Annotated in this window: 23 protein-coding genes and 1 pseudogene; 2 read left to right on the top strand and 22 right to left on the bottom strand. The window is 69.9% G+C overall.

Annotated features, from left to right (window positions below; all coding sequences use genetic code 11):
* Positions 1 to 200 precede the first annotated feature (200 nt).
* Entirely contained in the window at positions 201 to 1,439 is a 1,239-nt protein-coding gene (gene fxlM / locus KIF24_RS28635) for a methyltransferase, FxLD system (protein WP_221086672.1), read from the top strand.
* A gap of 401 nt (positions 1,440 to 1,840) precedes the next feature.
* Here the strand turns inward: fxlM and KIF24_RS28630 are convergent, their stop codons facing one another.
* From KIF24_RS28630 to KIF24_RS28620, 3 genes are read right to left on the bottom strand one after another with little or no spacing between them, the layout of a single operon-like run.
* The gene (locus tag KIF24_RS28630; protein ID WP_221086671.1) at positions 1,841 to 2,752 is read right to left on the bottom strand and encodes an NADP-dependent oxidoreductase; all 912 of its coding nucleotides are present in this window, start codon (positions 2,750 to 2,752) and stop codon (positions 1,841 to 1,843) included.
* 24 nt (positions 2,753 to 2,776) lie between these two features.
* On the bottom strand, positions 2,777 to 3,343 hold the full coding sequence (locus tag KIF24_RS28625; RefSeq protein ID WP_221086670.1) for an NADPH-dependent FMN reductase: 567 nt from the start codon (positions 3,341 to 3,343) through the stop codon (positions 2,777 to 2,779).
* A complete protein-coding gene (locus KIF24_RS28620; RefSeq protein WP_221086669.1) occupies positions 3,340 to 3,870 on the bottom strand; it encodes a MarR family winged helix-turn-helix transcriptional regulator in 531 nt (176 codons plus the stop codon). The genes KIF24_RS28625 and KIF24_RS28620 overlap by 4 nt, the downstream gene beginning before the upstream one ends.
* A gap of 53 nt (positions 3,871 to 3,923) precedes the next feature.
* Here KIF24_RS28620 and KIF24_RS28615 point away from each other — a divergent pair, with 53 nt between their 5' ends.
* Positions 3,924 to 5,345, top strand: a complete 1,422-nt coding sequence (locus KIF24_RS28615) for a DHA2 family efflux MFS transporter permease subunit (protein ID WP_221086668.1) — start codon at positions 3,924 to 3,926, stop codon at positions 5,343 to 5,345.
* A 265-nt stretch (positions 5,346 to 5,610) separates the two neighbouring features.
* Here KIF24_RS28615 and KIF24_RS28610 read toward each other — a convergent pair whose 3' ends face one another.
* The 19 genes and pseudogenes from KIF24_RS28610 to KIF24_RS28520 all read right to left on the bottom strand — a co-directional run bounded on the left by KIF24_RS28610 (position 5,611) and on the right by KIF24_RS28520 (position 21,542).
* On the bottom strand, positions 5,611 to 8,163 hold the full coding sequence (locus KIF24_RS28610) for a hypothetical protein (protein ID WP_221086667.1): 2,553 nt from the start codon (positions 8,161 to 8,163) through the stop codon (positions 5,611 to 5,613).
* Complete coding sequence (locus tag KIF24_RS28605; RefSeq protein ID WP_221086666.1) at positions 8,160 to 8,519, bottom strand: helix-turn-helix domain-containing protein; 360 nt, start codon at positions 8,517 to 8,519, stop codon at positions 8,160 to 8,162. Before KIF24_RS28605 ends, KIF24_RS28610 begins: the two co-directional genes overlap by 4 nt.
* Positions 8,516 to 9,622 carry a tyrosine-type recombinase/integrase gene (locus KIF24_RS28600; protein WP_331461314.1) on the bottom strand — a complete coding sequence of 369 codons (1,107 nt, stop codon included), beginning with the start codon at positions 9,620 to 9,622 and terminating at the stop codon, positions 8,516 to 8,518. Before KIF24_RS28600 ends, KIF24_RS28605 begins: the two co-directional genes overlap by 4 nt.
* 196 nt (positions 9,623 to 9,818) lie before the next feature.
* On the bottom strand, positions 9,819 to 10,496 hold the full coding sequence (locus KIF24_RS28595) for a diguanylate cyclase domain-containing protein (protein ID WP_221086664.1): 678 nt from the start codon (positions 10,494 to 10,496) through the stop codon (positions 9,819 to 9,821).
* 91 nt (positions 10,497 to 10,587) lie between these two features.
* A complete protein-coding gene (locus KIF24_RS28590; protein WP_221086663.1) occupies positions 10,588 to 11,511 on the bottom strand; it encodes a MarR family transcriptional regulator in 924 nt (307 codons plus the stop codon).
* Between the two features lie 158 nt (positions 11,512 to 11,669).
* Positions 11,670 to 12,062: a hypothetical protein gene (locus tag KIF24_RS28585; protein ID WP_221086662.1), complete on the bottom strand. Its 393-nt coding sequence runs from the start codon at positions 12,060 to 12,062 to the stop codon at positions 11,670 to 11,672.
* A 114-nt stretch (positions 12,063 to 12,176) separates the two neighbouring features.
* Positions 12,177 to 12,575 (bottom strand): hypothetical protein, encoded by a 399-nt coding sequence (locus tag KIF24_RS28580; protein ID WP_221086661.1) that lies wholly within the window; start codon positions 12,573 to 12,575, stop codon positions 12,177 to 12,179.
* A gap of 31 nt (positions 12,576 to 12,606) precedes the next feature.
* Entirely contained in the window at positions 12,607 to 12,951 is a 345-nt protein-coding gene (locus KIF24_RS28575) for a histone-like nucleoid-structuring protein Lsr2 (RefSeq protein ID WP_221086660.1), read from the bottom strand.
* Between the two features lie 125 nt (positions 12,952 to 13,076).
* On the bottom strand, positions 13,077 to 13,346 hold the full coding sequence (locus KIF24_RS28570) for a hypothetical protein (RefSeq protein WP_221086659.1): 270 nt from the start codon (positions 13,344 to 13,346) through the stop codon (positions 13,077 to 13,079).
* A gap of 162 nt (positions 13,347 to 13,508) precedes the next feature.
* The gene (locus KIF24_RS28565) at positions 13,509 to 13,979 is read right to left on the bottom strand and encodes a hypothetical protein (RefSeq protein ID WP_221086658.1); all 471 of its coding nucleotides are present in this window, start codon (positions 13,977 to 13,979) and stop codon (positions 13,509 to 13,511) included.
* A gap of 172 nt (positions 13,980 to 14,151) precedes the next feature.
* Positions 14,152 to 14,493, bottom strand: a complete 342-nt coding sequence (locus tag KIF24_RS28560; RefSeq protein ID WP_221086657.1) for a hypothetical protein — start codon at positions 14,491 to 14,493, stop codon at positions 14,152 to 14,154.
* A complete protein-coding gene (locus KIF24_RS28555; RefSeq protein WP_221086656.1) occupies positions 14,490 to 15,626 on the bottom strand; it encodes a hypothetical protein in 1,137 nt (378 codons plus the stop codon). Before KIF24_RS28555 ends, KIF24_RS28560 begins: the two co-directional genes overlap by 4 nt.
* Positions 15,627 to 15,812: 186 nt before the next feature.
* Positions 15,813 to 16,232, bottom strand: coding sequence for a DUF3085 domain-containing protein (locus KIF24_RS28550; protein ID WP_221086655.1), 420 nt, complete (start codon positions 16,230 to 16,232; stop codon positions 15,813 to 15,815).
* 122 nt (positions 16,233 to 16,354) lie between these two features.
* On the bottom strand, positions 16,355 to 16,795 hold the full coding sequence (locus KIF24_RS28545) for a hypothetical protein (protein WP_221086654.1): 441 nt from the start codon (positions 16,793 to 16,795) through the stop codon (positions 16,355 to 16,357).
* A gap of 28 nt (positions 16,796 to 16,823) precedes the next feature.
* Positions 16,824 to 17,528, bottom strand: coding sequence for a hypothetical protein (locus KIF24_RS28540; protein ID WP_221086653.1), 705 nt, complete (start codon positions 17,526 to 17,528; stop codon positions 16,824 to 16,826).
* Positions 17,529 to 17,953: 425 nt separating this feature from the next.
* A complete protein-coding gene (locus KIF24_RS28535; protein ID WP_221086652.1) occupies positions 17,954 to 18,829 on the bottom strand; it encodes a replication-relaxation family protein in 876 nt (291 codons plus the stop codon).
* Positions 18,830 to 19,039: 210 nt separating this feature from the next.
* A pseudogene (locus KIF24_RS28530) lies at positions 19,040 to 20,173 on the bottom strand (type IV secretory system conjugative DNA transfer family protein); the annotation flags it as partial.
* Positions 20,174 to 20,208: 35 nt separating this feature from the next.
* A complete protein-coding gene (locus KIF24_RS28525; protein WP_221086651.1) occupies positions 20,209 to 21,189 on the bottom strand; it encodes an IS3 family transposase in 981 nt (326 codons plus the stop codon).
* Positions 21,190 to 21,209: 20 nt separating this feature from the next.
* Positions 21,210 to 21,542: a hypothetical protein gene (locus KIF24_RS28520; RefSeq protein ID WP_221086650.1), complete on the bottom strand. Its 333-nt coding sequence runs from the start codon at positions 21,540 to 21,542 to the stop codon at positions 21,210 to 21,212.
* Positions 21,543 to 21,683 lie beyond the last annotated feature (141 nt).

Genomic DNA, 21,683 nt, shown 5'->3' with positions numbered 1-21,683 from the left:
GACTGTTGTCTTCAAGCCGGACGGCATCGACACCTGCGACCTGCCCGTGGCGGGTACCGGCCGACTGGCCGCTCCCGGCCCTGCCCGACGGCGTGCTCAACACCCACCAGTGACGCGGACGGTAGCGGCTTTGCCGCACCCGCACCCGCGCCCGACACCCCGCATCACGCAGATGAACACCTCCGGAAAGGACAGCAGGAGTGGACACCACGGTCGAGAGCACCTCACCGGACCGGCTCCGCGCCGACCTGGTAGCAACCCTGAGAGCGAAGAACTGGATCTGCACACCAGCGATCGAGCACGCCTTCCGGACGGTGCCCCGGCACCTGTTCGTGCCGGACACGGTCACCCCACAACAGGCGTACGAGGATACGATCGTCGTGACCAAGCGCGGGCCCGACGGCAAGTCGACCAGCACCGTCTCGGCGCCATATCTCCAGGCATATGCCCTAGAGCAGGCCGATCTGCGGCCGGGCGCACGCGCCCTCGAGGTCGGCTCCGGCGGTTTCCAGGCGGCCTTGATGGCCGAACTAGTCGGCCCGGACGGGCACGTGGTCACCGTCGACATTGACGCCGACATCACCGGCAAGGCCCGCACCTACCTCGACCGGGCCGGCTACCCCCAGGTTCAGGTCGTGCACGGCGACGGCAATCTCGGCCACCCACCGGGAGCGCCGTTCGACGCGATCATCGTGTCCGTTGAGGCCGGCGACATCGCCCCGTCCTGGATCGAGCAACTCGCTCCGAGCGGCAGGATCGTCGTTCCGATGCGGATGCGGACGCTGACTCGCTATCTCACTCTGCGGCGATCCGGTGATCATCTCGTCGCGACCGCAGCCCTGCAATGTGGCTTCGTCGCGATGCAGGGCAACGGCAGCCAGCTCGCCCGCCGGGTGCCGCTGCGCGGCAACGACATCGTCCTGCTGCTCGACGATCCGACCGAGGTGGATGCCGGCGCTCTCACTGCTGCCCTCGACCAGCCGCGACGGGATGTGTGGTCGCCGGTCACCATAACCATGCACGAGCTTGAGTCGTTCGAACGCTTGCACCTGTGGCTGTCCAGCCAGCCCCGCCCGTTCGGTGCCCTCGCCGTCGACCGGCAACGTACCGAGGGCCTGGTCGACCCGCAGGACCGGTTCACCTGCCCGACCCTGCTCACGTCCGGCAGCCTCGCCTACCTGACCATGCGCAAAATCGGCGATGACCGGTGGCAGTTCGGCGCTCACGGCTTCGGCCCCGACGCGCATGCGCTCACCGCCGACCTGCTTAACCTCATCGCCGTCTGGGATCGTGACTACCGACACGCACCCGCTCCGGAGATCACGGTCCACCCGCACGGCACCACCCCACCGGTAGCTACCGGGCAGCCACAACTCGTCGTGGCCCGTCGGCACACCGTGATCGCCACGACCTGGCCCATGCCGGGGCGAGCGCGGTGACCACCGGAGGGTCATACATCGAACGCCACTCCCCGCACTCTATTGGGAGAGTCGGATATCAGAAGGTGCGCAATGCTGCGGCTATCGACGTACGGGCCGATGTGCACGGGTAGGTACAGGCGAACGTGCACAGCGTCGTGCAGGCGGACGACGCGACGACCGGGTGCCGTCCGATGCATCAACCTCCGCGAGCCGACCAGCGGACTCAGCGGAACTCACAGGAACGGGTCGGCGACCGTCATAACGATCCGTCACCAGCGACTCGGCATCGACCACGTGGCGCATTCGCTTCTGCTTGAGATGAGTGCGCGCCGGCTCCACACGATTAGGCCGCCTGTCTGACCCGGCGGAGCAGACCATGCACCCTTCCACGTCGAACCCCGCGAAGGGTCAGTGACAGGTCACGGCATAGTCAGGACGACTTTGCCGCGGACGTGTCCGGTCTGGACCTCGCGATGCGCGTGGTGGGCTTCGGTCAGGGGGAACGTCGCGTGGATCGGGAGCTGCAGGCTGCCGTGCTCGTACAGCGTGACCAGTTCGCGCAGGGCCGCGGTCGATCGGCCGCCGACGCGTTGAATCCCGTATGTTTTCGGGGCTTCGGCGTCAACGAGGGTGCCGATCCGGTGGCGATCCGGCACGAGAGCAAGGGATGCGGTGATCCCTTCGCCGCCGATGGCATCGAGCGCGGCGTCGACTCCCGCCGGCGCGAGTGCGTGGACCCGTTCGATGAGGCCTTCTCCGTAGACGACCGGTGTCGCACCGAGCGAGCGGAGATAGTCGTGGTTGCGTTCGCTGGCGGTGCCGATGACCGTGGCACCCGAGAGGTGGGCCAGTTGTATGGCGATGGTGCCGACTCCGCCGGCGGCGGCGTGGATCAGCACGGTGTCGCCGGCTCGGACGGCGATTTGCCGCAGCGCCGTGTGCGCGGTCTGGCCGACGGCGGGGAGACCGGCGGCCACGGTCCACGGCATCGTGGCGGGCTTGCGTACGACGTCGGAGGCGTCGGCGACGACGTATTCGGCGTAGCACTGGCCGGTCGCCGACCCGAGGACCTGGTCGCCGGCCGCGAAGCCGGTCACCTCGTCGCCGATCTGGTCGATGATGCCGGCGTACTCGTTGCCGATGCGGGACGGGAAGTCGGCGGGCATGACGGCGGCGAAGTCGCCGCGGCGGAGTTTGGCGTCGACCGGGTTGACACCGGCGGCCTTGACCCGGACGCGAACCTGGCCAGCTGCGGGAGTGGGCGGGTCGATGTCGATCGGGTGCAGGACTTCCGGGTCGCCGTATTCGGCGAAGACGATCGCGATGGCCATGGGAATGCTCCTGGATTGTGCCGGTCAGGCGGGATACAGCCGCCCTGCGCGGGCGGCGTGCAACGCCCTTGCCCACCAGGCGAGCTGGTGCAGCATTGTGGCTGCGGCGGTGTTGGCGGCATGCGGGTCACGGAGCCTTCCGTGGCTGTCGAACTGGTTGTGGGCCATGTGGAAGCTGACGGTGTCGCGGATGCTGACGGCGTGCAGCTCGGCGAAGACCTGCCGGAGCTGCTCGACGGCGCGCAGCCCGCCGGCGAGGCCGCCGTAGGAGACGAACCCGACGGGCTTGGCTCGCCATTCGGCGCGGACGGCGTCGATCGCGCGTTTGAGCGCCGCCGGGTAGCCGTGGTTGTACTCGGGCGTCACTATGACGAACGCGTCGGCGGCGTCGATCCGGGCGGTGTACGCCGCGACATGGGGGCTGTGTTCGAGACTGTCGGGCAGCTCGAGGTCGTACAGGTCGATGACGTCGAGCTTCAGGTCGTCGTGCTGCTGTGCCCGAGTGACGAACCAGCGGCCGACGGTTTCGCCGAACCGTCCGGTCCGGGTGCTGGCGATGATGACCGCAAGCTGCAGCGGCATGTCGCTCATCGGCTCGTCTCCTCGTGCTCGGTTGCGGCCGGCGAGCCTGGATAGGGTCCGCCGGCCGGCGGCAGCCCCTGCCGGATGTCGGTGAACAGTTGAGCAAGGTCGGCGCGCTGCTGGGCGGTGAGCCCGCCGAACGCCATCCGCTCCAGTTCGGACCAGATCTCGCGGATACGTGGGCACAGCTGCCGGCCTTTGCTCGTCAGGCTGACGACCATCGACCTCTTGTCGGTCTGTGACGCTGTCCGCGTGATCAGGTCGGCGCGCTCCATCGCCTGCAGGGTGTTGGTGACGGTGGACCGGTCGCGGCCGAGGAAGTAGACGATTTCCGACTGCGGTGTGCGCCCATGCTCCTGCAGGAATAGCAGGACCAGCTCTTGCGGGGCGACCAGGTCGATCTGCTGCAGCATCGCGGTCGCGATCGCGGCGTGTGCTCGCACGAGCTGCAGCATGAGCGAGGTCAACGGCGCCTCGGACACGCTGATGCCGACGTGCGGCGGCCGGGTGCCGGCTGCGCCGGGTTCCGTGGTCATGATCTCACCTCATCCAACTTGTTGGCATGCCAACAAAGTAACATACTGCTGGCATGCCAACAAAATCTTACGGGTCCGCCGACACACAGCCGACTAACGACCGGCTCGACCCGGCGCTGCTCCGCATCGCCGGGATCGTCCTGCTCGGCGCGGTCGCCGCGCTGCTGGACACGACCGTGGTCACCGTGGCGCTGGATCAGCTGGGCAAGGCGTTCTCAGCGTCGGTCTCCACCGTGCAGTGGGTGTCCACGGCGTACCTGCTGGCGATGGCGCTGGTCATCCCGCTCACCGGATGGTGCGTCGACCGCTTCGGTACCCGCTGGACGTGGCTGGCTGTGCTGGCGCTGTTCTTGGCCAGCTCTGTGTTGTGCGGCGTCGCCTGGTCAGCGCCGAGCTTGATCGCCTTCCGCGTGGTGCAGGGCTTGGGCGCGGGCATGATCCTGCCGCTGACTCAGCTCATCCTGGCGCGGGCCGCCGGCGCACAGCGGTTCGGGCGAGTCATGGCGCTGGTCGCCGTCCCCGGCAACCTCATCCCCATTGTCGGACCGGTGCTCGGCGGGCTGCTGCTCGACGGTTTGTCCTGGCGATGGATCTTCCTGATCAACGTGCCCGTGTGCATACCCGCTCTCGTGCTGGCCTGGCGGGCGCTACCCGCCGACCCCGTCGACAGCGGCAGGCACCCGCTCGACGTGCTCGGCATCGCGCTGCTGTCACCGGCCGTGCTCGCCCTGGTCTATGGCCTCGCACAAGCCGGCGAGCAGTCCAGCTTCCTCACCGCCGACACGACGGTCCCGGTCGCGATCGGCCTCGGGCTGCTCGCGGCGTTCTCCGCGCACGCACTGCGCGCCAAAGCGCCCGTCATCGACCTGCGCGTGTTCCGATTTCGGTCGTTCCGCGCGTCCGCGGTGTTGATGTTGCTGACCGGCGCGGCGCTCTACGGCCCGATGCTCCTGCTGCCCCTCTACTACCAGCAGGCCCGCGGGTTCGACGCGCTCACGACCGGCCTCATGCTCGCCCCGCAAGGCATCGGCACTGCCGTCGCGTTGCCCATCGTGGGCCGGCTGGCTGACCGCGTCGGCCCCAGGCCGTTGGTGGCCGCCGGTGCGCTGATCACCACTGCCGGAACTCTCTCCTACACGCTGCTGCCCACCGAGCCGAACGACCTGCTCCTCAGCGCGTCGTTGCTCTTGCGCGGCATCGGCATGGCGGCCGTCGGCATCCCGGCGATGGCAGCCGCCTACCAACAACTCCCGCCCACCGCGATCCCGAGAGCCACGAGCACGGTCAACGTCATCCAGCGCATCGGCGCATCCTTGGGAACTGCCGTGATAGCCGTCATCCTCCAACAACAGATCAGCCACGGCCCGGGCGGCGCTCACGCCTACGCGAACACCTTCTGGTGGACCGTCGGGTTCGCGCTCCTGCTGCTGCCCTGCGCCTCCCTCCTGCCCGCACGAAAGCGGATACAGCCGTAGCGCGAAGCGATGCACCAGCCCCGTCGTCGTCAGGCACGAGGGCAGATCTACATCTGCCCATGGCCTTTGGCGGTCTCTGGGCGGGACCGAACAGACAACGCGCGCACATCTGCCGCGATGTGCGCGGCGACTCGGGGCTGCGTTCGGTCCGGCCCGGTAGCGCGTGCTGCGGCGGGGCCGGGGCCACCGCGCAGGTGCGGCGAGCCGGCGGCTGCGGCGGCCGACTGCTGCTGATTCATCGCTCCGGCCGGGGCTTCAGTCGGGTTCACCGCAGGTCGGGTCTGGAGGAGTGTCGCTCGGGTGCTGTGCGGGTAGTGACGGCTGCGGCGTAGCGGGGTCGGGTGTTGCCGGCTTCCTGGGTCCAGTTCGTCGCGGTTTGTAGGTGCAGGCCGAGGAGTTGGCTGAGCACCGCGGCGGGTAGCTGCCCGGCGAGGTCCATGAGGGTGGTGTTGCGGCTCGTGCGGGCGGGGACGCCGAGGCGTCGTAGCCGCGCGCCGAGTTGTTGCGCGCTGAGCGGCTGGCCTGGTGCGGCACCGGGGAACAGCCAGCGATTCGCCGCGGTGCGGCCCACGGCGGTGTGCCCGGCACGGCGACCGACGAGCTCGGCGACCAGGTGGTCCAGGGGCGGCGGGAGCCGGATGGGTGTGCTGCCCAGGCGCAGGTGAGTACCGTCGGGGGTGGCCTCGACGTGCTCGACGGTGAGGCCGGCGATGCGGCTGACGGGTTGGGCGTGCAGGAGCACGAGGAGCCCGGCGACCCGATCGACTGCGTGGAGGTCGTTGTCGTGGAGCAGCCGTCGCGCGAGTTGCCAGCGTTGATCGCGTTGCGTCAGGACTCGCCGGTGTGTGGTGCTCGATCGTGCGGACAGGTCGATGTCGTGCGCGTGGCGGCGGCGTACGGCCCAGCTGACGAACGCGCTGGCGTTGTGGCGGCTGCTGGGGCCACTGGTGAGCCAGTCGTCGACGTCGGCTTGCTGGGCGGTGGCGATGCTTGTGCTGCGTGTGCGCAGCCAGGCCAGGAACGCGATGGCGGCGGCCAGATCGCCGCGTGCCGCGCTGATCTGGCCGTAGCCGGTTGGCCGGTCGGGTGTGGAGAGCTGTCGGAGCCGGCGCAGGTGGTGCCAGGTGGCGAAGCGGCGCACGAGCCGACGGTCGTTGACGTCGGCGATGGCGGCGGTCGCGGTGTCGATCCAGCGCTCGAGCAGGACGAGGTGCTCGTCTCGGGCCGGAAGGGCGCCGCGGGCCACCAGCAGCGCGCGGAGCCGGTCGGCGGCTTTCGTCGGGCGTAGCCGGTCCAGGGTCGTGTGCTGTAGCGGGCCGGCCTGTTCGGCGAGGGCGGCGAGCAAGGCTCGGGGTGTGGGGGCCTGCAGCCATTTGAGCACGGCCGCCGGGTTGTCGTCGCCGGCCAGCACGTCGAGCACCGTTGTAGCGGCCGGGCGCAGGGTGCCGTCGGCGGCGGTGAGCAGCTCGCGCAGCACTTCGGGGCAGGCGCATGCCGGGCACAGTCCGAAGTGGTGCAGCCAGGTGACGGTGCCGCAGCGTTGGCAGGGGTGCGTGGCGGCGGGGTCACGGCGCCAGCAGGCTCCGCAGACCGGGCCGTCCGGTGGGCGACCCACTACCGGCCGGACCCGGTGACAGTGCACGCACCGCTCGCGGGGCCCGGCGCAGCGTTGGCACAGCGGCTGACCCTGTGCCGTGCGGGCGAAGACGACTCGGGTGATGCCGCAGCGCTGGCAGGCAGCGGTGTTCAACCGCTTGACGCAGGTCTCGCAGCGCGGGCTCGGCCCGCTGGCGCCGTGGCAGGGCCGCCGGCGTCCGCAGATCGAGCAGGTCGCTATCGGTGCCCGCCAGCAGGCCCGGCAGCAGCGTTCACCGCTGTCGGTCGGAACCAGCCGGGCGTGCTGCCCGCACCGGGCGCAGGTTTCGAAGTTCACGGGGTCGCGCTGGCCGCAGGCCTTGCACAACGCGGCGCCGTCCGCCGTGCGCTCAGCCACAGGTCTGGCCCGCCCGCACCGCGTGCACGGCTGCGACCTGCTCGCCTCGTAACAGCGCTTGCAGCAGCGCAGCCCGTCGCGGCCGAACCGGATCTTGGCCGACTGCTGGCAGAACGGGCAGACCGGCAGGGCGACGTCGGTGGCGCCGGCCGCGATCAACGCCTCGGCCAGCAGAACCAGGTGATGCGAGCCGTGCGCGGCGTTGTCGGCCAGTGCGGTCGGACGGGCGGCGAAATCCGCGGTGACAGTGCGCCGCTGGTGCGGCCGGGGCAACGCTGCGAGGATCAGCTCGCGCAACGCGGAGGCGGGCAGGCCCGTGCCGAGCCGGTCGAGGCCATCGACAAGTTCACCGAGGGGATCCGCACCGCGCTGCTGTCGGGTGCACGCCGCACACAACGGAGCCCCGTCTCCGTCCCGGCCGTCCACCCGCCGCTCCCGCTGGCACCGGGCGCACGCCTCCCGGCGCACGGCCGCCGCATTCGCGCACGGCGCGCAGACCAGCCGGTCCTCAAGGCGACGCCGTAGCGGCCGCATCCGGCGGCAGCGGGCGCACGACGCCGGCCGAACGTGACGAGCGCCCACGGTGAGCAGCGCGCCGATCAGATCCTGCAACAGCCGGGGCCCGTCCGGCTCACCCGAGGTCAACAACCCCGGATCCGCGTGCAGCGCCCGAGCCAGGCGCCGCAGTTCAGCCCGCGTCGGCGCCACCTGGCCGATCACCGAGCCGATCGCGGCCGGATCCAGCAGCGGTTCCGCATCCGCGACGACCTCGACGAGAACGGCGCCGGGCTCGGTCAGAAACCGTGGTGGCGCCCCGGCTGTCACGGCTGGGTGGGCGTGATCCGAGCCCGCCGGGGCCGCAGCTCACCCACGCCCGCCTCGGCGCCGCGGCCACCGGCCGGCGCCCCGCCGCCCGCGGCTGCCTTGCGAGCCCGGCCAGATCCCGCAGCGGCGACCGGAACGATCAGATCGGTCATCTGGCAGCCGAGGATGTCCAGCAACGCCATCAACGTGCGCAGGCTCAACCGTTCCGGCTTCTCGACCACCAGGCGGTAGACCTGGCTCGCCGACAGGTCGATCCCCCGCTCGACGAGGGGACCGCGCAGGTCCGTGGTGGAGAACATGCCCCGCTCGGCCATCACCTCCCGCAGCCGCCACCGGTAGTCCAGCTTCGCCGTCACCGCTCCGCCCCTTCCGCCGTCAACACCGGGTGCAACGCCCGGTCCATCATCGTGTTCATCGCCGCCGCGCTGATCTGCGTGTAGAGGCCTGTGGTCGAGGCGAACACGTGCCCGACCTGCTCCTGCACGAACTTCGGGTCCACCCCGTCCTCGATCAGATGCGTCACGTACGAGTGCCGCAGGCAGTGCGGCGACAGGTCCCCGTCCAAGCCGAGGGCGTCACGGTAGACGGCGAACCGCTCCTCGATCTCCCTTGGCCGCAACCGCCCGCCCCGCTCCGTCACCCACACCGCCGGATGCTCGGCCAACCCGAACCTTGGCCGGATGTTGACCACGTAGTCCTCCAGCGCCTCCACCGCCCAGGGCATCAAACTGGCGACCATCCGACGCCTCGGCCCAGACCCGCGCGTGCCCTTGCCGTAACGCACGTGCACCATCCCGAACCCGCCCAACGCCGGCGCCTGCGGATTGCGGTAGAAGTCGACCAGATCCAGCCGGGACACCTCCGTGCAGCGCAACCCCCATCCGTAGATCGTCTTCAACACCGTCGCGTCCCGGTACGCCGCCAGCGCCCCCTTGCGGCCCAGCCGCACCGCCCGCTCCACCCGACCATCGGCATAGTCGAACAGCCGCTGCACCTCGTCCCGCGTCAACGGCCGCCGGCCCGGACGGCCCTCGTACTCCACCAGATGCGCCGCGGTGTTCCACTCGTGGCACACCTGCGTCGGATGCGTACCGAACCGCTGCAGGCACTCCTGCGCCCACCCGTAGTACGGCGACACCAGATAGTCGCAGAACAGCCGCAACGCCCCCTGATACCCGCGGATCGTCGAGCGGGCCAGACGCCGCTCCGCCACCAGATGCGTCGTCCACTCGTCCACCAGCGCCGCGGTCCACCGCCACGGGTACTCATTCGTGAACGCCACGAACCCGTCGATGACCCGCTCGCGCGCTGTGATCGTCCGCCGATCCAGCCGCCGACCACCCAGCTGCTGCTTCGCCCACCCCGACAACATCGCCCGCAACACCGCATCCTCCGGATGCAACAACCGCACCCCAGCAGCCAACTCCAGCCGTGCCGCACCATCCGGATGATCACCCACCCCTAGCCACGCACCCCTCCGCTCGATGCGTGAATCATGCATCACATGCAATCTTCGTGGCAAACACGCAGCTCGGAGCGTCGCCAGGAGGGGCGGGTGCGACTGCTAAAGTTCCCCATGCCAGAGGGCCAGCACCCCGACACTTCTTGCATCGGACGCAATTCCCCGGGCTCTCGCCGGGTGGTGCCGGGCCGTGTTACCGCAGGTCGCGGTAGCGGGTGACGGCACCCGGCGGCGTGTGGTGGCTCGGGTCGTGGGCGTGGGCGCCGCTGCGCCTGGCCTTGGCCAGGTACATCGCCTGGTCCGCCGCCTGCAAGAGGTCGCGAGGCAGCATGTACGGTTCCGCGACCGCGTAGCCGACGCTGGCGGCGAGGGTCACCTCCTGGTCGCCGACCTTGTTCGGCGACCAGGAGATGCGTACGTACGCCCCGCGGGCGATGTCCTCGACATCGCCCTCGTCGCCGTGGACGACGACGGCGAATTCGTCGCCGGACAGGTGCGCGACCAGGGCCGCTGGTGGTCCGAGGGTGGCCAGACGCTGGCCGACCTGGTATAGCAGGTCGTTGCCGTGCTCGTGACCGTAGGTGTCGTTGACCCACTTGAACCGGTCGAGGTCGATGAGGACGAGCCCGAGTGGTTCCCCGAGGGAGAAGGTGGCCTCCAGGTGCGTCCGCAACGCCCTGCGGTTCGGCAGGTCAGTGGTGTCGCTGTGCGTGGCGAGGCGGTGCCAGTAGGACCGGTCACGTTGGCAGGCCGCCAGATCCTGTCGCTGCTGGTGGATGATCTGCCGCTGGCAGGCGAGCAGGGATGTCGCGGCGGCGAGACCGGCGAGGAGTCCGCCGACTGCGGTGAGGTAGGAGTTGAGGTGGGACACTCGACATCGCTCCTTGATGTGAAGGAGCACCGGGGTGGGCGTGTTCCGCCAAGAATCAACGCCCACCCCGGGCTACCAGGGGTGGACCCGACTAGTCGGTCTTCGGGGCGAGTTGGAAGGCAGCCGGTCGTTCGACGACCTGGATGGCCAGGTTGTCGGCGACGAGCTTGTGCACGGCGTTGACGACCGCGCCCGCGCTGGCCTTCGCCGAGCCGCTGTCCTCGTTCGCCTTGTCGATTGCCTGGCACAACTGGCTGGTCTTGAATGGCTGGTCCGGGTGGGCCTCAAGTACGTCGAGGATGGCGCCACGCAGGGTGCCCTTCGACCGGCGTGGCTTGCCGTCAGTGGACGCGTTCGGATCCTCGGCCGGGGCGCTGGCCGAGGTGGAGTCGTCCGTGCTCGCCAGCGGGTCGGCAACTTCCGTCGCGACGACCGAGTCGCTGACGTTGCCGGCGTCGGCGGGTTCGTCGCGTTTCTCCTGGGGTTCGGCTGCTGGAGTTGGCTCGGTCGGGGAGCCGCCTGGCTGACCCGGCGGGCCGTGTGGGGTCGGCCGATCCGTGTCGTCGTCCGTTGACGCGGGGTCAGCGTCGTCTGGCTGGTCGGCGGTGGGCTCGTCCGGCTCGGTGGTGTCTTCCGCTGGCGCGGAGGGCTCGTCTGGCCCGGTCGCGTTCTGTGCCGGTGCGGAGGGCTCGTCAGCCTGCTCGCGGCCCTCGTCCTCGGTGATGGCCGGTGTCGATGCGTCGAGCGGTTCGGCATCGGGCGTGCTGGCTGGCGCGTCGCCGTCGTCGGTGCTGCTCACTGTGCTCGCGGCCCGGCGCCAGAGGGTGCGGCCGTCGTCGGCGCGGTAAGGTTCGGCCTGGCCGGCTTCTTCCAGCACGCGGAGCTTCTTCGTGGCCGTGGAGTACCCGACGCCGGCGCGTTCGGCGATGGCGGCGGCGGTTTCCTGACCGAGTTCGGCCAGCGCTGCGGCGACCTTGTCGAGAGCGGGCATCGTGGTCTGTTCCGGGTTGTCCATTTGTCCTCCCTGTGGCTGCTGTTCGATGTGCCTGGATGTGGTGTGCACTGATGGACGCTTCGACGGCGCCTCGTGATCAAGTCGGCTGACCGGATCTCGGGACGCCGTCGAAGCGCAAGCTGGGGCCTGCGAGGCCTGGCGCTGCCGGGGCTGCCCGGCTACGCGTGGCCGAAGACGCGGTCGCAGCGGTTGGAGTTCACTGGCAGCCAGGCCAGGCCCCAGCCGATCCGGTAGCGGCCGTTAGTGGGCCCGGCGCGGTGGACGCCGCCGCCGACGGACTGCGGGCGGGCGATGGTGAGGATGAGGCCGTCGAAGTCGACCGTGCGCCAGTCACCGCCCACGTAGTCGGCCATCGCGTTGAACATCTGAGCGAGTGCGGTCATGGCCTCGAGGTCGAGCGATAGCTCGAAGGCGCCGCTCCACCAGCCGAGCACCGTTGCGCGGTAGCCCTCGTGGTAGCGGTCGAACCCGGGGACCGGCTCGTAGCGCAGCCACCGACCGGAGAACACGGCCGTGCTGCCGCGCCGGGGCTCGTAGTCAGGCGTGGGCATCGGCCACCGCCATCGACCACTCGGCCGAGGTGAACCGGCAGGTTCGCGGCTGCGACTGACCGCCGTGCCGCCTCTGCGTGACCGGGCTGGGCGCCGCGGTCAGGTGGTGTGCCATCAGCTAGCCCTTCCGGGACTGGGGGTGAGGATGGCTTGCCAGGCGGCGTGGGCGATGACGGCGGCCGGCCGTGCGGTGCTCGTGGCATCCAGGGGCACCGGCTGGCCGTCGATGGCGAGGGCGAATCCGGGCTCGCGGAACAGGTCGTCCCACAGCACCGTGATCGTCACCGTGCGGCCGGCGATGACGAAGGAGCTGTACAGCGAGTACGGCGCGAAGCCGTGGGGGTAGGGCGTCAGCAGGTACTCGGCGTTCTCAACGGGGCTGCCGACGGAGGTGGCAGTGTTCGTCGCGATCTCCCGGCACCAGGTGACGACCACCGACTCGCGGGGCGCCGCGACGGCGGTGACGGGCTTGAACTTGCCTGCCGGTCGCGGCAGCGGAGCGATGACGCGCATCTCTTCTGTTTTCCTTCCGGTAGGGCGTGGGTCAGCGAGCGTCGCGGTAGGCGTCGCGGACCTCGCGCGGGATAGGGCCGTGGCTGCGGTGCGGGGGCAGACCCAGCCGCTTCTCGTTCGTGGCCCAGAACTCGCGGAGCTGGGCGTTGACGGAGCGGCCGTCGCGGGGACCGGGACCCCGCCGACGGGAGGGCCGCTTGGGGAGCCGCCTGCCGGCCTCGATGTACGGGGCGAACGCCTTGCGCATCCGCACGAGGTTGTGTGCGGAGAGGTCGATCTCGTACTCGACGCCTTCGAGCGCGAAGCGGTAGGTGCCGACGTTGTCCTGGCTGTGGTCCAGGTCGTCGGTGACCACGGTGATCGTTCTGGTTGCCATGGGGTTTCCCTTCATCGGGTATGGCGTGGGCCCCGACGCCGGCATGGCGCGGGGTGAAGAGCCGAGATGTGGGTGAGGAAAGCCGGTACCGGCACCGGGAACACCGGCTGGCACCGGTGGCGGGATCAGGGGACGTCGCCGCCGATGAGGAAGTCGAAGTGCACGCCCTCCCTGGGGGCGTCCTCGGGCCGGTCCTCCTGGCCAGAGCCGCAGTCGCAGTCGGTCTGCTGGCACTCGTCGGTGACGTCGAACAGGTCGACGAAGGCGATCGGGACACGCACACCGCTGACGTCGACCAGGACGCGGTCGAGCAGAGCGGGATTGCCGTCGTGACGGCGGATGGCCTCGGTGAGCATCTCGATGAGCTGTTGGGCGTTGGGCGCGATATACGCCATGGGCGGGTCCTTTCAGCGAAGGGTCCCGGGCCCGGTCGGTCGGCCGTGCCCGGGTGCGGGGTGGTCACGCGTGGTTCGGCCGGGCGACGGCACTGTTCAGCGGTGGTGCTCCGGGCGCGGCGCTTGCCCTGGCGACATGCGGCTGTTGTCGCGGGCGGCCGGTCAGTGCGTCGCGGAGGTGTAGCGGAAGAGGCGGTGGGTGACACGGCAGGCCCAGCCGTCCGGGCTGGCCCACATCGGTGACTCGCAGCAGTACGGCGGCTGCCGGTCGGGTCGGTCGGTCAGGGTCGTCGCCGGGTGGTGGTAGTGCCGCCACAGGTTCCATCCGAGGTCCTCGGCGGCGCTCACGCTGCTGTAGATCTGCGCCGCGCGCATGTCACCGGCGGCCATGCGACGACGCAACTCGTCCCACCAGCGGGCCGGGTCTTCACGCAGTAGCGACGGCCGGTCGTCGCGGTGGCGCTGCCCGGACAGGGTCTCGTGCGCCCAGTCGTTGATGCCCTGGCTCATCCGAACCAGTCGTAGTTCCTCGCCGCAGTCGCAGGCGTACCGCTGCTCGGGCCATGCGGTGAGGTCACCCTCGGGGTTGCAGGTCGGCTGGGGCGTCGACCATCGGGAACGGCCCCTGGACATATCGATATCGCTCCTCTCCTGGATGTCCCGGGCACGGCCGTGCGGCCGTGCCCGGGTGCGCGGGTGATCGCGCGTGTTCGGCCGGGCGTCGGCCGGAGTTGGCGTTGCGGGATGTCACGAGCGGAACGAGGGACCTCGCGCGTCATCGGTGACGCGCGGGCGCAGGACGGCCCTACTCGGTGCGAAGGATCGCTTCAGCCCGTTGGAAGAGCCGCTCGGCGAGGTTGTCGAGCGGTGCGGGGCTGGTGCTGCGGGACGGAGTGGCGGAGTGCCATGCCGACGCCGGCTCGGTCGTCAGCTCGGTCCAGGTCATCGCCGGGGTGAGGACCTCGACGAGCGCGTGGCTCTGGTGTGGGTAGAAGTCGCGGTAGATCCGGACTCGTAGGAGCTTGCCGTCGACGCGTCGTATCTCGGTGAGGTTGTAGCCCTGCGGGCGCTCGCCGAAGACACGGTCGACCGGTGCTGTGCGGGGTGCGCTCATGCCGGCGTTGCCCGCTCCGCCGCCGTTGGTCACTGCTGATCTCCTTGGGGGTCGAGGCCGGCGGCGGTGTAGGAGGCGGCGGCGAGGTGGTTTGCGGCAAAGCGCAGGCCTTCGACGGCATCCTTGAGTGACGCACGCGTGGCAGCGGCGTCGGTCTCGTCTAGACCGTTGGTTTCGCTGCCGCGTGGGCTTTCGGTGAGGTGTCGCAGCCCGCTGACCAGGGTGTGCGTTGCGTACGTCAGTGAGGTGGCGAGATCGGCGAGGTCCTTCGAGGTGGGGATGGCGGCGGACCGCCCAGCGCCGAGGCAGTTCGACAGATAGGTGGTGAGGGTTCCGAGGATCCGTGCGGCGCTGTGGGTCAGTTCTGGGCTGAAGCCGGCCTCGTCGCCGAACGTTGACCCGATCAGCTCGCCCAAGTGGGCGTCGTGGCGTCCGCTGGTGTCGAGCACCTGCTGCGGGTCGCCCGAACTTGTGGGCTCGGTAGTGCCGGTGGCGGGGTTCCCAGACGATTCGTGCTCGTCGGCGCTTCCGGCGGAGGCGGTCATGGTCAGGGCAGCGACCTTGCGGGCGTGGGACAAGGCGATACCGAGGGCCTGCGCGGACTGGAGGCTCCAGTCGGCCGCGTCCTGCAGGTCTGCGTGCACGTCGTCGGCCGCGTCGATGACCTCTGCCCGGACCTCGCTGTCGGGATCGAGGCCGGCGAAGTGCGGCTGGCGGGTCTGGTCGAGGAGGTAGGGGCTGGTCTGCGCGTGCACGCGGGCGAGCAGTCGTGTGGTGCGGTGTAGGTGTCCGATCAGGGCCGCGACGTCGGCCGGCGTGCGCAGGGCCAGGAGTGCGCTGAACGGCCCGGTGGCCGTGAACAGCCAGCGGGTGAGGTGGTCGGCGGCAGTGATGGCGCTGCCCAGCCGAGCCGGGTCGTAGGGGCCGACGATGGCGAACAGCTCGCTCATCGCGACGAGCCAGGTGTGGGACTCGGTGTCGGCGGGGAGCCCGTCCTCGACGAACACCGCCTGGGGGTAGGTCCCGCCCTCGGTGAGGCAGATGGGCGTGTTGTCGATCAGGTGCCACCACGGGGCTCCGCCACCGCGGTAGGCGCTGGTCCAGTCCTGCACGGGCTGGTCTGCTACCGGCTCGTCGCAGATGGGGCAGATTGGCAATTGCGGCATGCTGATTGGTCCTTTCAGGCAGGGTGATGACGGCGGCCGGGATTGGCCGCCGTTGGCTTCTGCGGGCACGACTGGATCCGGCGACTTGCCGGGCCGGTGTGCCGTTTGCTGGCGGAAGAGGGAAAGGCGGCCGTCTCGCCGGCCGTGGCGTGGGCTCGGCGCCCCTGCCTGGGGCGGCCGGCGGGTTCAGCCGAGGCGCGGGGCCTGCGGCGTTCGGGTGGCAGCGACGGTGAGCTGGTCGTCGAGGAGGGTGATGACCAGGGCGTCGTGACCGGTGCGGGAGGCGGCGCGGAGCTTCTCGATGAGCGGGTCGCCGGGCTGGGACAGCGGGAGGGCGATGAGCAGGTCGTCGCCGTCGTGAGTCTGCTGCCCGGGGCCGAGGTGCTCGGCGAAGACCGCCCGTACGGTCGAGGTCGCCGGCTGGTTTGGACCCCGCGGTGGCTGCGGCAGGCCGTTGGACATGAGGTACACGCCGTCGTCGGCGACGAGGAGCAGCGCGGGGCCGGCGGGTTCGTCGTCGATGGGGTCGCCGTGTTCGGCGGCGGCCACGGCGTGCTCGGCGAGTTCCATCGCGGTGACGAGGTTGAACCGGAAGACCGAGTTCATGCTGCGGGTGTCCCTTCAAGTCAAGAAATGCGGCGAGGTGGTGGGCGGAGCCGACCGGGCAGCAGCGCGCATCCTTCGGGTACAAGGGATGGCGGCTGCTGGCCCGATCGGTTCCGGAGGTGTCAGTGCGGGGCGCGGAAGCGCCCGCGGCCGACACCGGGAATGACGGTGTCGTCGACGTAGTCGACGACGAAGGTGCTCCAGCCGGCGTCGACGCCGGACTGGATGAGGTGCAGCAGGTCGCTGTCCGGCCCGCGTAGCGGCATGTCGCCGAGACGACCCGGGTACAGCCGTCGGTAGTGCCTGCCGGTGAGTTCTCCGGCCAGCACCGGTGTCTCCTGCCAGCCGGTGAGGCCGCAGGTGACGGGCCGCAGGCGGTGGTGCTCACCCACGGAGGTGCTGTTGCCGGACAGGTAGATCTGCTGGAACTCGTCGTGCATCACCCGCAGCGCCGGTGGCGCCGGGTGGGATGCCTCGCGGTCGCCTGTGTTCCGGCGCTGGGCGCGCAGGCAGGCGTCGGCGAGTTGCTCGACCTCGTCGAGCAGGAACATGACGCGGCCCATGGGCTTGTCTCCTTCCTGTCCGACTCGGTCAGAGCGCGACGGCGAGCAGCCGCTGATCGGGGTCGATACCGGCGAGCAGGCGGTGAGCCTGTTCGAGGTAGGTGACCCGGTCGGCCATGGCGTCGCTGGCCGGGGCCAGCTTGGCTCCCTCGGCGGTGATCAGCGCGTCGCCGGCGATCGCGGTCAGCGCGCTGTGGTGCTGGTAGGCCATGGAGCCGGCCTGGTACATCTCCAGCTCGCCGAGGGCGATCTGCCCGGTGCCGTAGGTGGCGGCGTTGTGCATCCGGATCGCGTTGATCCGGGGCTGGTTGGTGAAGTCCGCCGCTGCCGTGTCGTAGGTGTACTTGGTGGGGTCCGCCAGGTGGCGGGCCTCGTAGACGTGCCACGGGGTGGCCGGCCTGGTGCCGTGCACGACCTGGCTGAACAGCTGGTGGCGGATGCCCGCTCCCATGCCGGCGGCCTGACGCATTCCCTGCAGGTCGAGCAGTCGCACCGGTCCACCGGCGCAGTAGGCGGGACTGCCCTTACGCAGTCCGAACATCTGGCCGCGCTGCCACAGGTACATGGCGGGACTGGCCCAGAACCGGGGCGACAGGGTGCCCTGCACGCCGAAGTTCCGGTCGAGCTGATGCGCGGTCAGGGACTCGCGGGGCAGGTCGTCCGGAACGCAGACGATCATGGTGCTGACCGTGGCAGCCGGCGGGGTGGCCTTGCGGGCCGGGTTCTTGGCCATGGAGGTCCTCCTTCGTGTGGGCGCGTCAGGGCGCGCGGAGATAACCGGCCCACTGGGTGCGTGGGTCGGTTGCGGGGAAGGTGTGGTGCGGGTTGGTTGGGTGCGACCTGGGGGTCGCCGCGCGGCGCGGTGCCGACCGGCCTTGGGGGCGGGTGGGCGTGGCGCACCGGTGGGTGCGGCGGTGGTTCCGAGGTGGGACCGAACCGGGTGGAGATATATGAGGTGCTGTTAGTGCCGTGAACGGTAGCGGCCTGTTCTGTCAGGCCGGTCCGGCGAGTTGATCGCCGAAAAGTGGGATTGACCTGCGCTGTGAGTGGTTCCGGCGCGGATCTTGCCGACGTCGCCGCGGTCGCTGTGAGACTCCGTGACTCTCACAAATGATCTTGTTGTCTGACAGACGCGGATCGTAGCCGGCTTGCCGGTGCCTACAGGTCGTCGAAGCGCTGCGGGTTGGTGACCGTGTCGGGTCCGTGGTCGGAGGGCAGCTCGTGCAGGTGCCGCCGGTGGGTGGGATCCGAGACGAGGGTCCACACCCTGCCGGCGGGGTCGGGGCCGTGCACGGCGGTCGCGATCGGGCTGGCACTGCGCAGCCCGGCGAGGACGCCAAGCAGGCTGGCCTCGCGGCGCCGGCTGGGCACCCAGAACAGCACGGGGTAGCGGGGACCGAAGGCGGTGAGCCGCTCGTATCCGCGCAGCTTGGCCACGACTCGTGCCAGGTTCTCGGTGTCGTTGTCGTGCTCCAGCCAGAAACCGGTCGAGGTGCCCGAGGTCGTCCAGACGCCGTGTCCGTCGGGCCGGATGCCGGCCTGGGCGTAGACCGTGGTCGCGTGCTGCTCGGACCACCACCGCGACAGCCGGAGGTTGTCGGTGCGGCGGGCGGTGGCGATCAGGTCGGTGAAGAACTGGTTCACGCCGAGCAGGTGATTGACCTGTCCGCTGGCGGCGATCCGCTTGGTGCGTTCCAGCGAGCTGCGCGGCGGCTTGCCGCCGGTGCCGGCCGGGTCGTGGTAGACGGTCGGGTGCAGTTGCAGCCCGACGGGGCCGAGGGTGTAGAGCAGCGACCCGTAGCGGCCGGCGTCGCCGCTGCGGCCGAACCGGTGCAGCACGTCGAGGCGGTGCAGGATCGTGAGCCGCCGCTGGGCGGTACGGCGGGCGTCGAAGAACGCCTGGGTGATCTGGTCGGTGGACAGCAGGTAGTGCTCGGCAAGCAGGGCGAGCAGGGCATGGTCACGGGGGACGATACGACCGAAGACCGCGAGCGGATCCGGCTTGGTGGAGGCGGACGGAACACGGGAGTACACGGTTTGCTCCTAGGCAGGAAGGGGTCCCCTCCCGATCGGGAGGGGTGTCTGGCAGGCAGGAGGGTCGTGCGGAGGGTCTGTCAGGGGGTGTGTGCGGCACTGACAGCCCAGGTCAGCACTGTTCGGCTGGCATCCGGCGGTCACCGGTGACGATCCCCGTGACGAGCCGGTGCGCGACCCGGGCGACGCCGCCGGGCTGACAGGGGACGGTCAGCTGCGGTCGCTCTTCGGGCGGTTGCGCCGGTCGTCGGGCTTGCGGCTGAGCCGCTCGACGAGTTCGTCGACGGCGCTGGTGTCCTGGGCCGGTACCGCCGCCGCTGCGGCCTGACGGATCGCGGTCGCCTCACCGACGACCGGCTTCGGTGGGCGGGTCTTCATCGTGAACGCCGGGGTTTGTCGGCCGTCGACGACGAGGCGGGCGGCGGCGGTGTAGGCGTCGAGGTGAGCGAGGTCGTGCTCGCCGAGTTCGGGCAGGGTGTGCCGGGACAGCACCTTCGCGTCCTCCGGCGCGACCGTGAAGTACACCTTGTTGCGGGCGTTCGCGGACGCGGCGGCGAGCAGGTCCCGGGGGAACTGCGCCAGGTCCTGGTGGGCGAGCACGAGTGACAGCCGGTACTTGCGGGCCTCGGCGAGCATCGTGTCCAGGCTGTTGGCCAGGGTGAGGAAGTTCTGCGCCTCGTCGATGATCAACGTCGCGTCGCGGCGCCGCTCGGATGAGGTGGCGGCGCGGGCGGTGGCGGCCTGCCATACCTGGGCGAGGATCAGGGAGCCGAGGAGCCGGCTGGTGTCCTCACCGAGCACACCCTTCGGAATCCGAACCAACAGCACGCCGCCGTCGAGAACCTTGCCCATGTCGAAGCTGGACTTGGGGTATCGCATGGTGCGTTTGACGAAGTCGCGCAGCAGGAAGGACCGCAGCCTGGCGAGGACGGGGCCGATGACCTGGGAGCGGAGGCTGTCGTTGAGGCTGTCGTACCACTGCCAGAAGCCGCTCAGCCCGGCCGGGTCGTCCAGGTCCACCGTCATCGCGCTTCTGAACTGCGGCGAGTTCAAAAGCGGGGGGATGTGCTGCAGAGTCACGTTGTTGTGGCGCAACAACGTCAGACAGGCGACCCGCATGACGTCATCCATCCTCGGACCCCACGCCTTAGCGAAGATGTTCCCGAAGATGCTGACGAGGTTGTCGACCACGAGGTCCGGGTCCTCGCCCTCGAGAGGATTCAGCGTGGGCGGGTTGTCCTGGTCGGGGTCGAAGAGCACGACGCGGTCGCCGACGTCGGCGGGGAGCCGGTCGAGAATGTCCAGCACGAGATCGCCGTGCGGGTCGATGACCACGGTGCCCCGCGGAACCTGTCAAGTCAAGTGAGACGTTTTCGTGGTCAGGTGTTCTGTAGTTCGGTGGGTTGAGCTGCTGGTTTGTTGATCCATACGGTGGTTGGTAGGGCGGGTGGTCGGGGTCGGCGGGTGAATCGGTCGGGGTGGGCCCGCCAGGCGGCGTCGAGGGTGGTCTGCCGCTGGTCGTGTACGTCGCTTGCTGTGTCGTAGTGCACGGAGGCGGGGGTGTGCAGGCCGATGCCGCAGTGGCGGTGTTCGTGGTTGTAGTAGGTGATGAACTCGGTGCAGAACTCGCGGGCGTGGTGCAGGGAGTCGAAGCGGTCGGGGAACGCGGGGCAGTACTTCAGGGTCTTGAACTGCGCTTCGGAGTACGGGTTGTCGTTGGATACGCGGGGTCGGGAGTAGGAGCGGGTGACGTCGAGGTCGGCGAGGAGTTCGGCGACGGGTTTCGAGGTCATCGACGAGCCGCGGTCGGCGTGCAGGATCTCGGGCCGCACGCCGTTGCGGGCGATGGCGTCGTCGATGAGTTCGCGGGCGAGTAGCGAGTCTTCGCCGCCTGCGACGTGCCAGCCGACGACGTAGCGGGAGTACACGTCGATGATGACGTAGAGGTGGTAGAACACGCCGCGCTGCACGGTCTTGAGGCGGGTGATGTCCCATGACCACACCTGCGACGGGCCCTTCGCCACCAACTGCGGGATGGTGCGGGCCGGGTGGGTGGCCTGCCGGCGGCGTTCGGTGCTTTCACCGGCTTCTCGCAGGATCCGGTACATGGTGGACTGTGAGCACCAGTAGCGGCCCTGGTCGAGTTCGCGGGCCCAGACCTGCGCCACGGACATCTCCGCGTACTCATCGCGATGCAGCACATCCAGGACGGCCTGACGTTCGGCCGCCGACAGCATCGAGGGTGGGGGTGTCTTCGGCCGCAGCGGACGCGACACCACGGGCGGCTGCTGGAGCCGGTAATGCGTGGCGCGGGACCGACCGGTCAGCCGGCACGCCCCGGCCACCCCGACCAGCGGCATCAGCTCGTCGAACGCCGTGTTCAGCGCCTCCTGGCCGGCCGTGGCGTGTCGTCCGCGCTCTCGGACAACGTCTCCAAGAGCGCGTGCGCTTTTCCCATGATCTCCAACGCGGTCTTCGTCCGCGCCAGATCCGCTTCCAGACGCTCGTTACGCCGACGCAACCGCTCGACCTCCGCCGCCTCGGCGCTGCGGCGCCGACTCTCGGACACCGGGCTCTTCCGGGTGCCCAGAGCGGTCAACGCGCCCGCGTCACGGGCGGCCCGCCACTCCAGGATGTGCGAGTGATACAGGCCCTCCCGACGCAGAATCGCCCCACCCTCACCAGCGGCCTTCGCCGCCTCGTACTCCGCCACGATGCGTAGTTTGTACTCCGCCGTGAACGTTCGCCGTTTCGGCCGTCCGCCCTGCTCACCAGGCGTACTGGGTAGCGTCACGATGATCCTCTTCCTGTCTCCCGGCAAGCCTAACGCTCCGGGAACGGCTGCCTCATCTCA

Source organism: Micromonospora tarapacensis, assembly GCF_019697375.1.
Classification (GTDB): Bacteria; Actinomycetota; Actinomycetes; order Mycobacteriales; family Micromonosporaceae; genus Micromonospora; species Micromonospora tarapacensis.
This window is presented reverse-complemented; position numbering and strand designations above follow the sequence as displayed.

Coding starts and splice junctions, on each gene's coding strand:
- KIF24_RS28630 (WP_221086671.1), bottom strand. CDS start 2,752: ATGGCCATCGCGATCGTCTTCGCCGAATACGGCGACCCGGAAGTCCTG.
- KIF24_RS28625 (WP_221086670.1), bottom strand. CDS start 3,343: ATGAGCGACATGCCGCTGCAGCTTGCGGTCATCATCGCCAGCACCCGG.
- KIF24_RS28620 (WP_221086669.1), bottom strand. CDS start 3,870: ATGACCACGGAACCCGGCGCAGCCGGCACCCGGCCGCCGCACGTCGGC.
- KIF24_RS28615 (WP_221086668.1), top strand. CDS start 3,924: ATGCCAACAAAATCTTACGGGTCCGCCGACACACAGCCGACTAACGAC.
- KIF24_RS28590 (WP_221086663.1), bottom strand. CDS start 11,511: ATGGACAACCCGGAACAGACCACGATGCCCGCTCTCGACAAGGTCGCC.
- KIF24_RS28585 (WP_221086662.1), bottom strand. CDS start 12,062: ATGCCCACGCCTGACTACGAGCCCCGGCGCGGCAGCACGGCCGTGTTC.
- KIF24_RS28580 (WP_221086661.1), bottom strand. CDS start 12,575: ATGCGCGTCATCGCTCCGCTGCCGCGACCGGCAGGCAAGTTCAAGCCC.
- KIF24_RS28575 (WP_221086660.1), bottom strand. CDS start 12,951: ATGGCAACCAGAACGATCACCGTGGTCACCGACGACCTGGACCACAGC.
- KIF24_RS28570 (WP_221086659.1), bottom strand. CDS start 13,346: ATGGCGTATATCGCGCCCAACGCCCAACAGCTCATCGAGATGCTCACC.
- KIF24_RS28565 (WP_221086658.1), bottom strand. CDS start 13,979: ATGTCCAGGGGCCGTTCCCGATGGTCGACGCCCCAGCCGACCTGCAAC.
- KIF24_RS28555 (WP_221086656.1), bottom strand. CDS start 15,626: ATGCCGCAATTGCCAATCTGCCCCATCTGCGACGAGCCGGTAGCAGAC.
- KIF24_RS28550 (WP_221086655.1), bottom strand. CDS start 16,232: ATGAACTCGGTCTTCCGGTTCAACCTCGTCACCGCGATGGAACTCGCC.
- KIF24_RS28545 (WP_221086654.1), bottom strand. CDS start 16,795: ATGGGCCGCGTCATGTTCCTGCTCGACGAGGTCGAGCAACTCGCCGAC.
- KIF24_RS28540 (WP_221086653.1), bottom strand. CDS start 17,528: ATGGCCAAGAACCCGGCCCGCAAGGCCACCCCGCCGGCTGCCACGGTC.
- KIF24_RS28525 (WP_221086651.1), bottom strand. CDS start 21,189: ATGCCGCTGGTCGGGGTGGCCGGGGCGTGCCGGCTGACCGGTCGGTCC.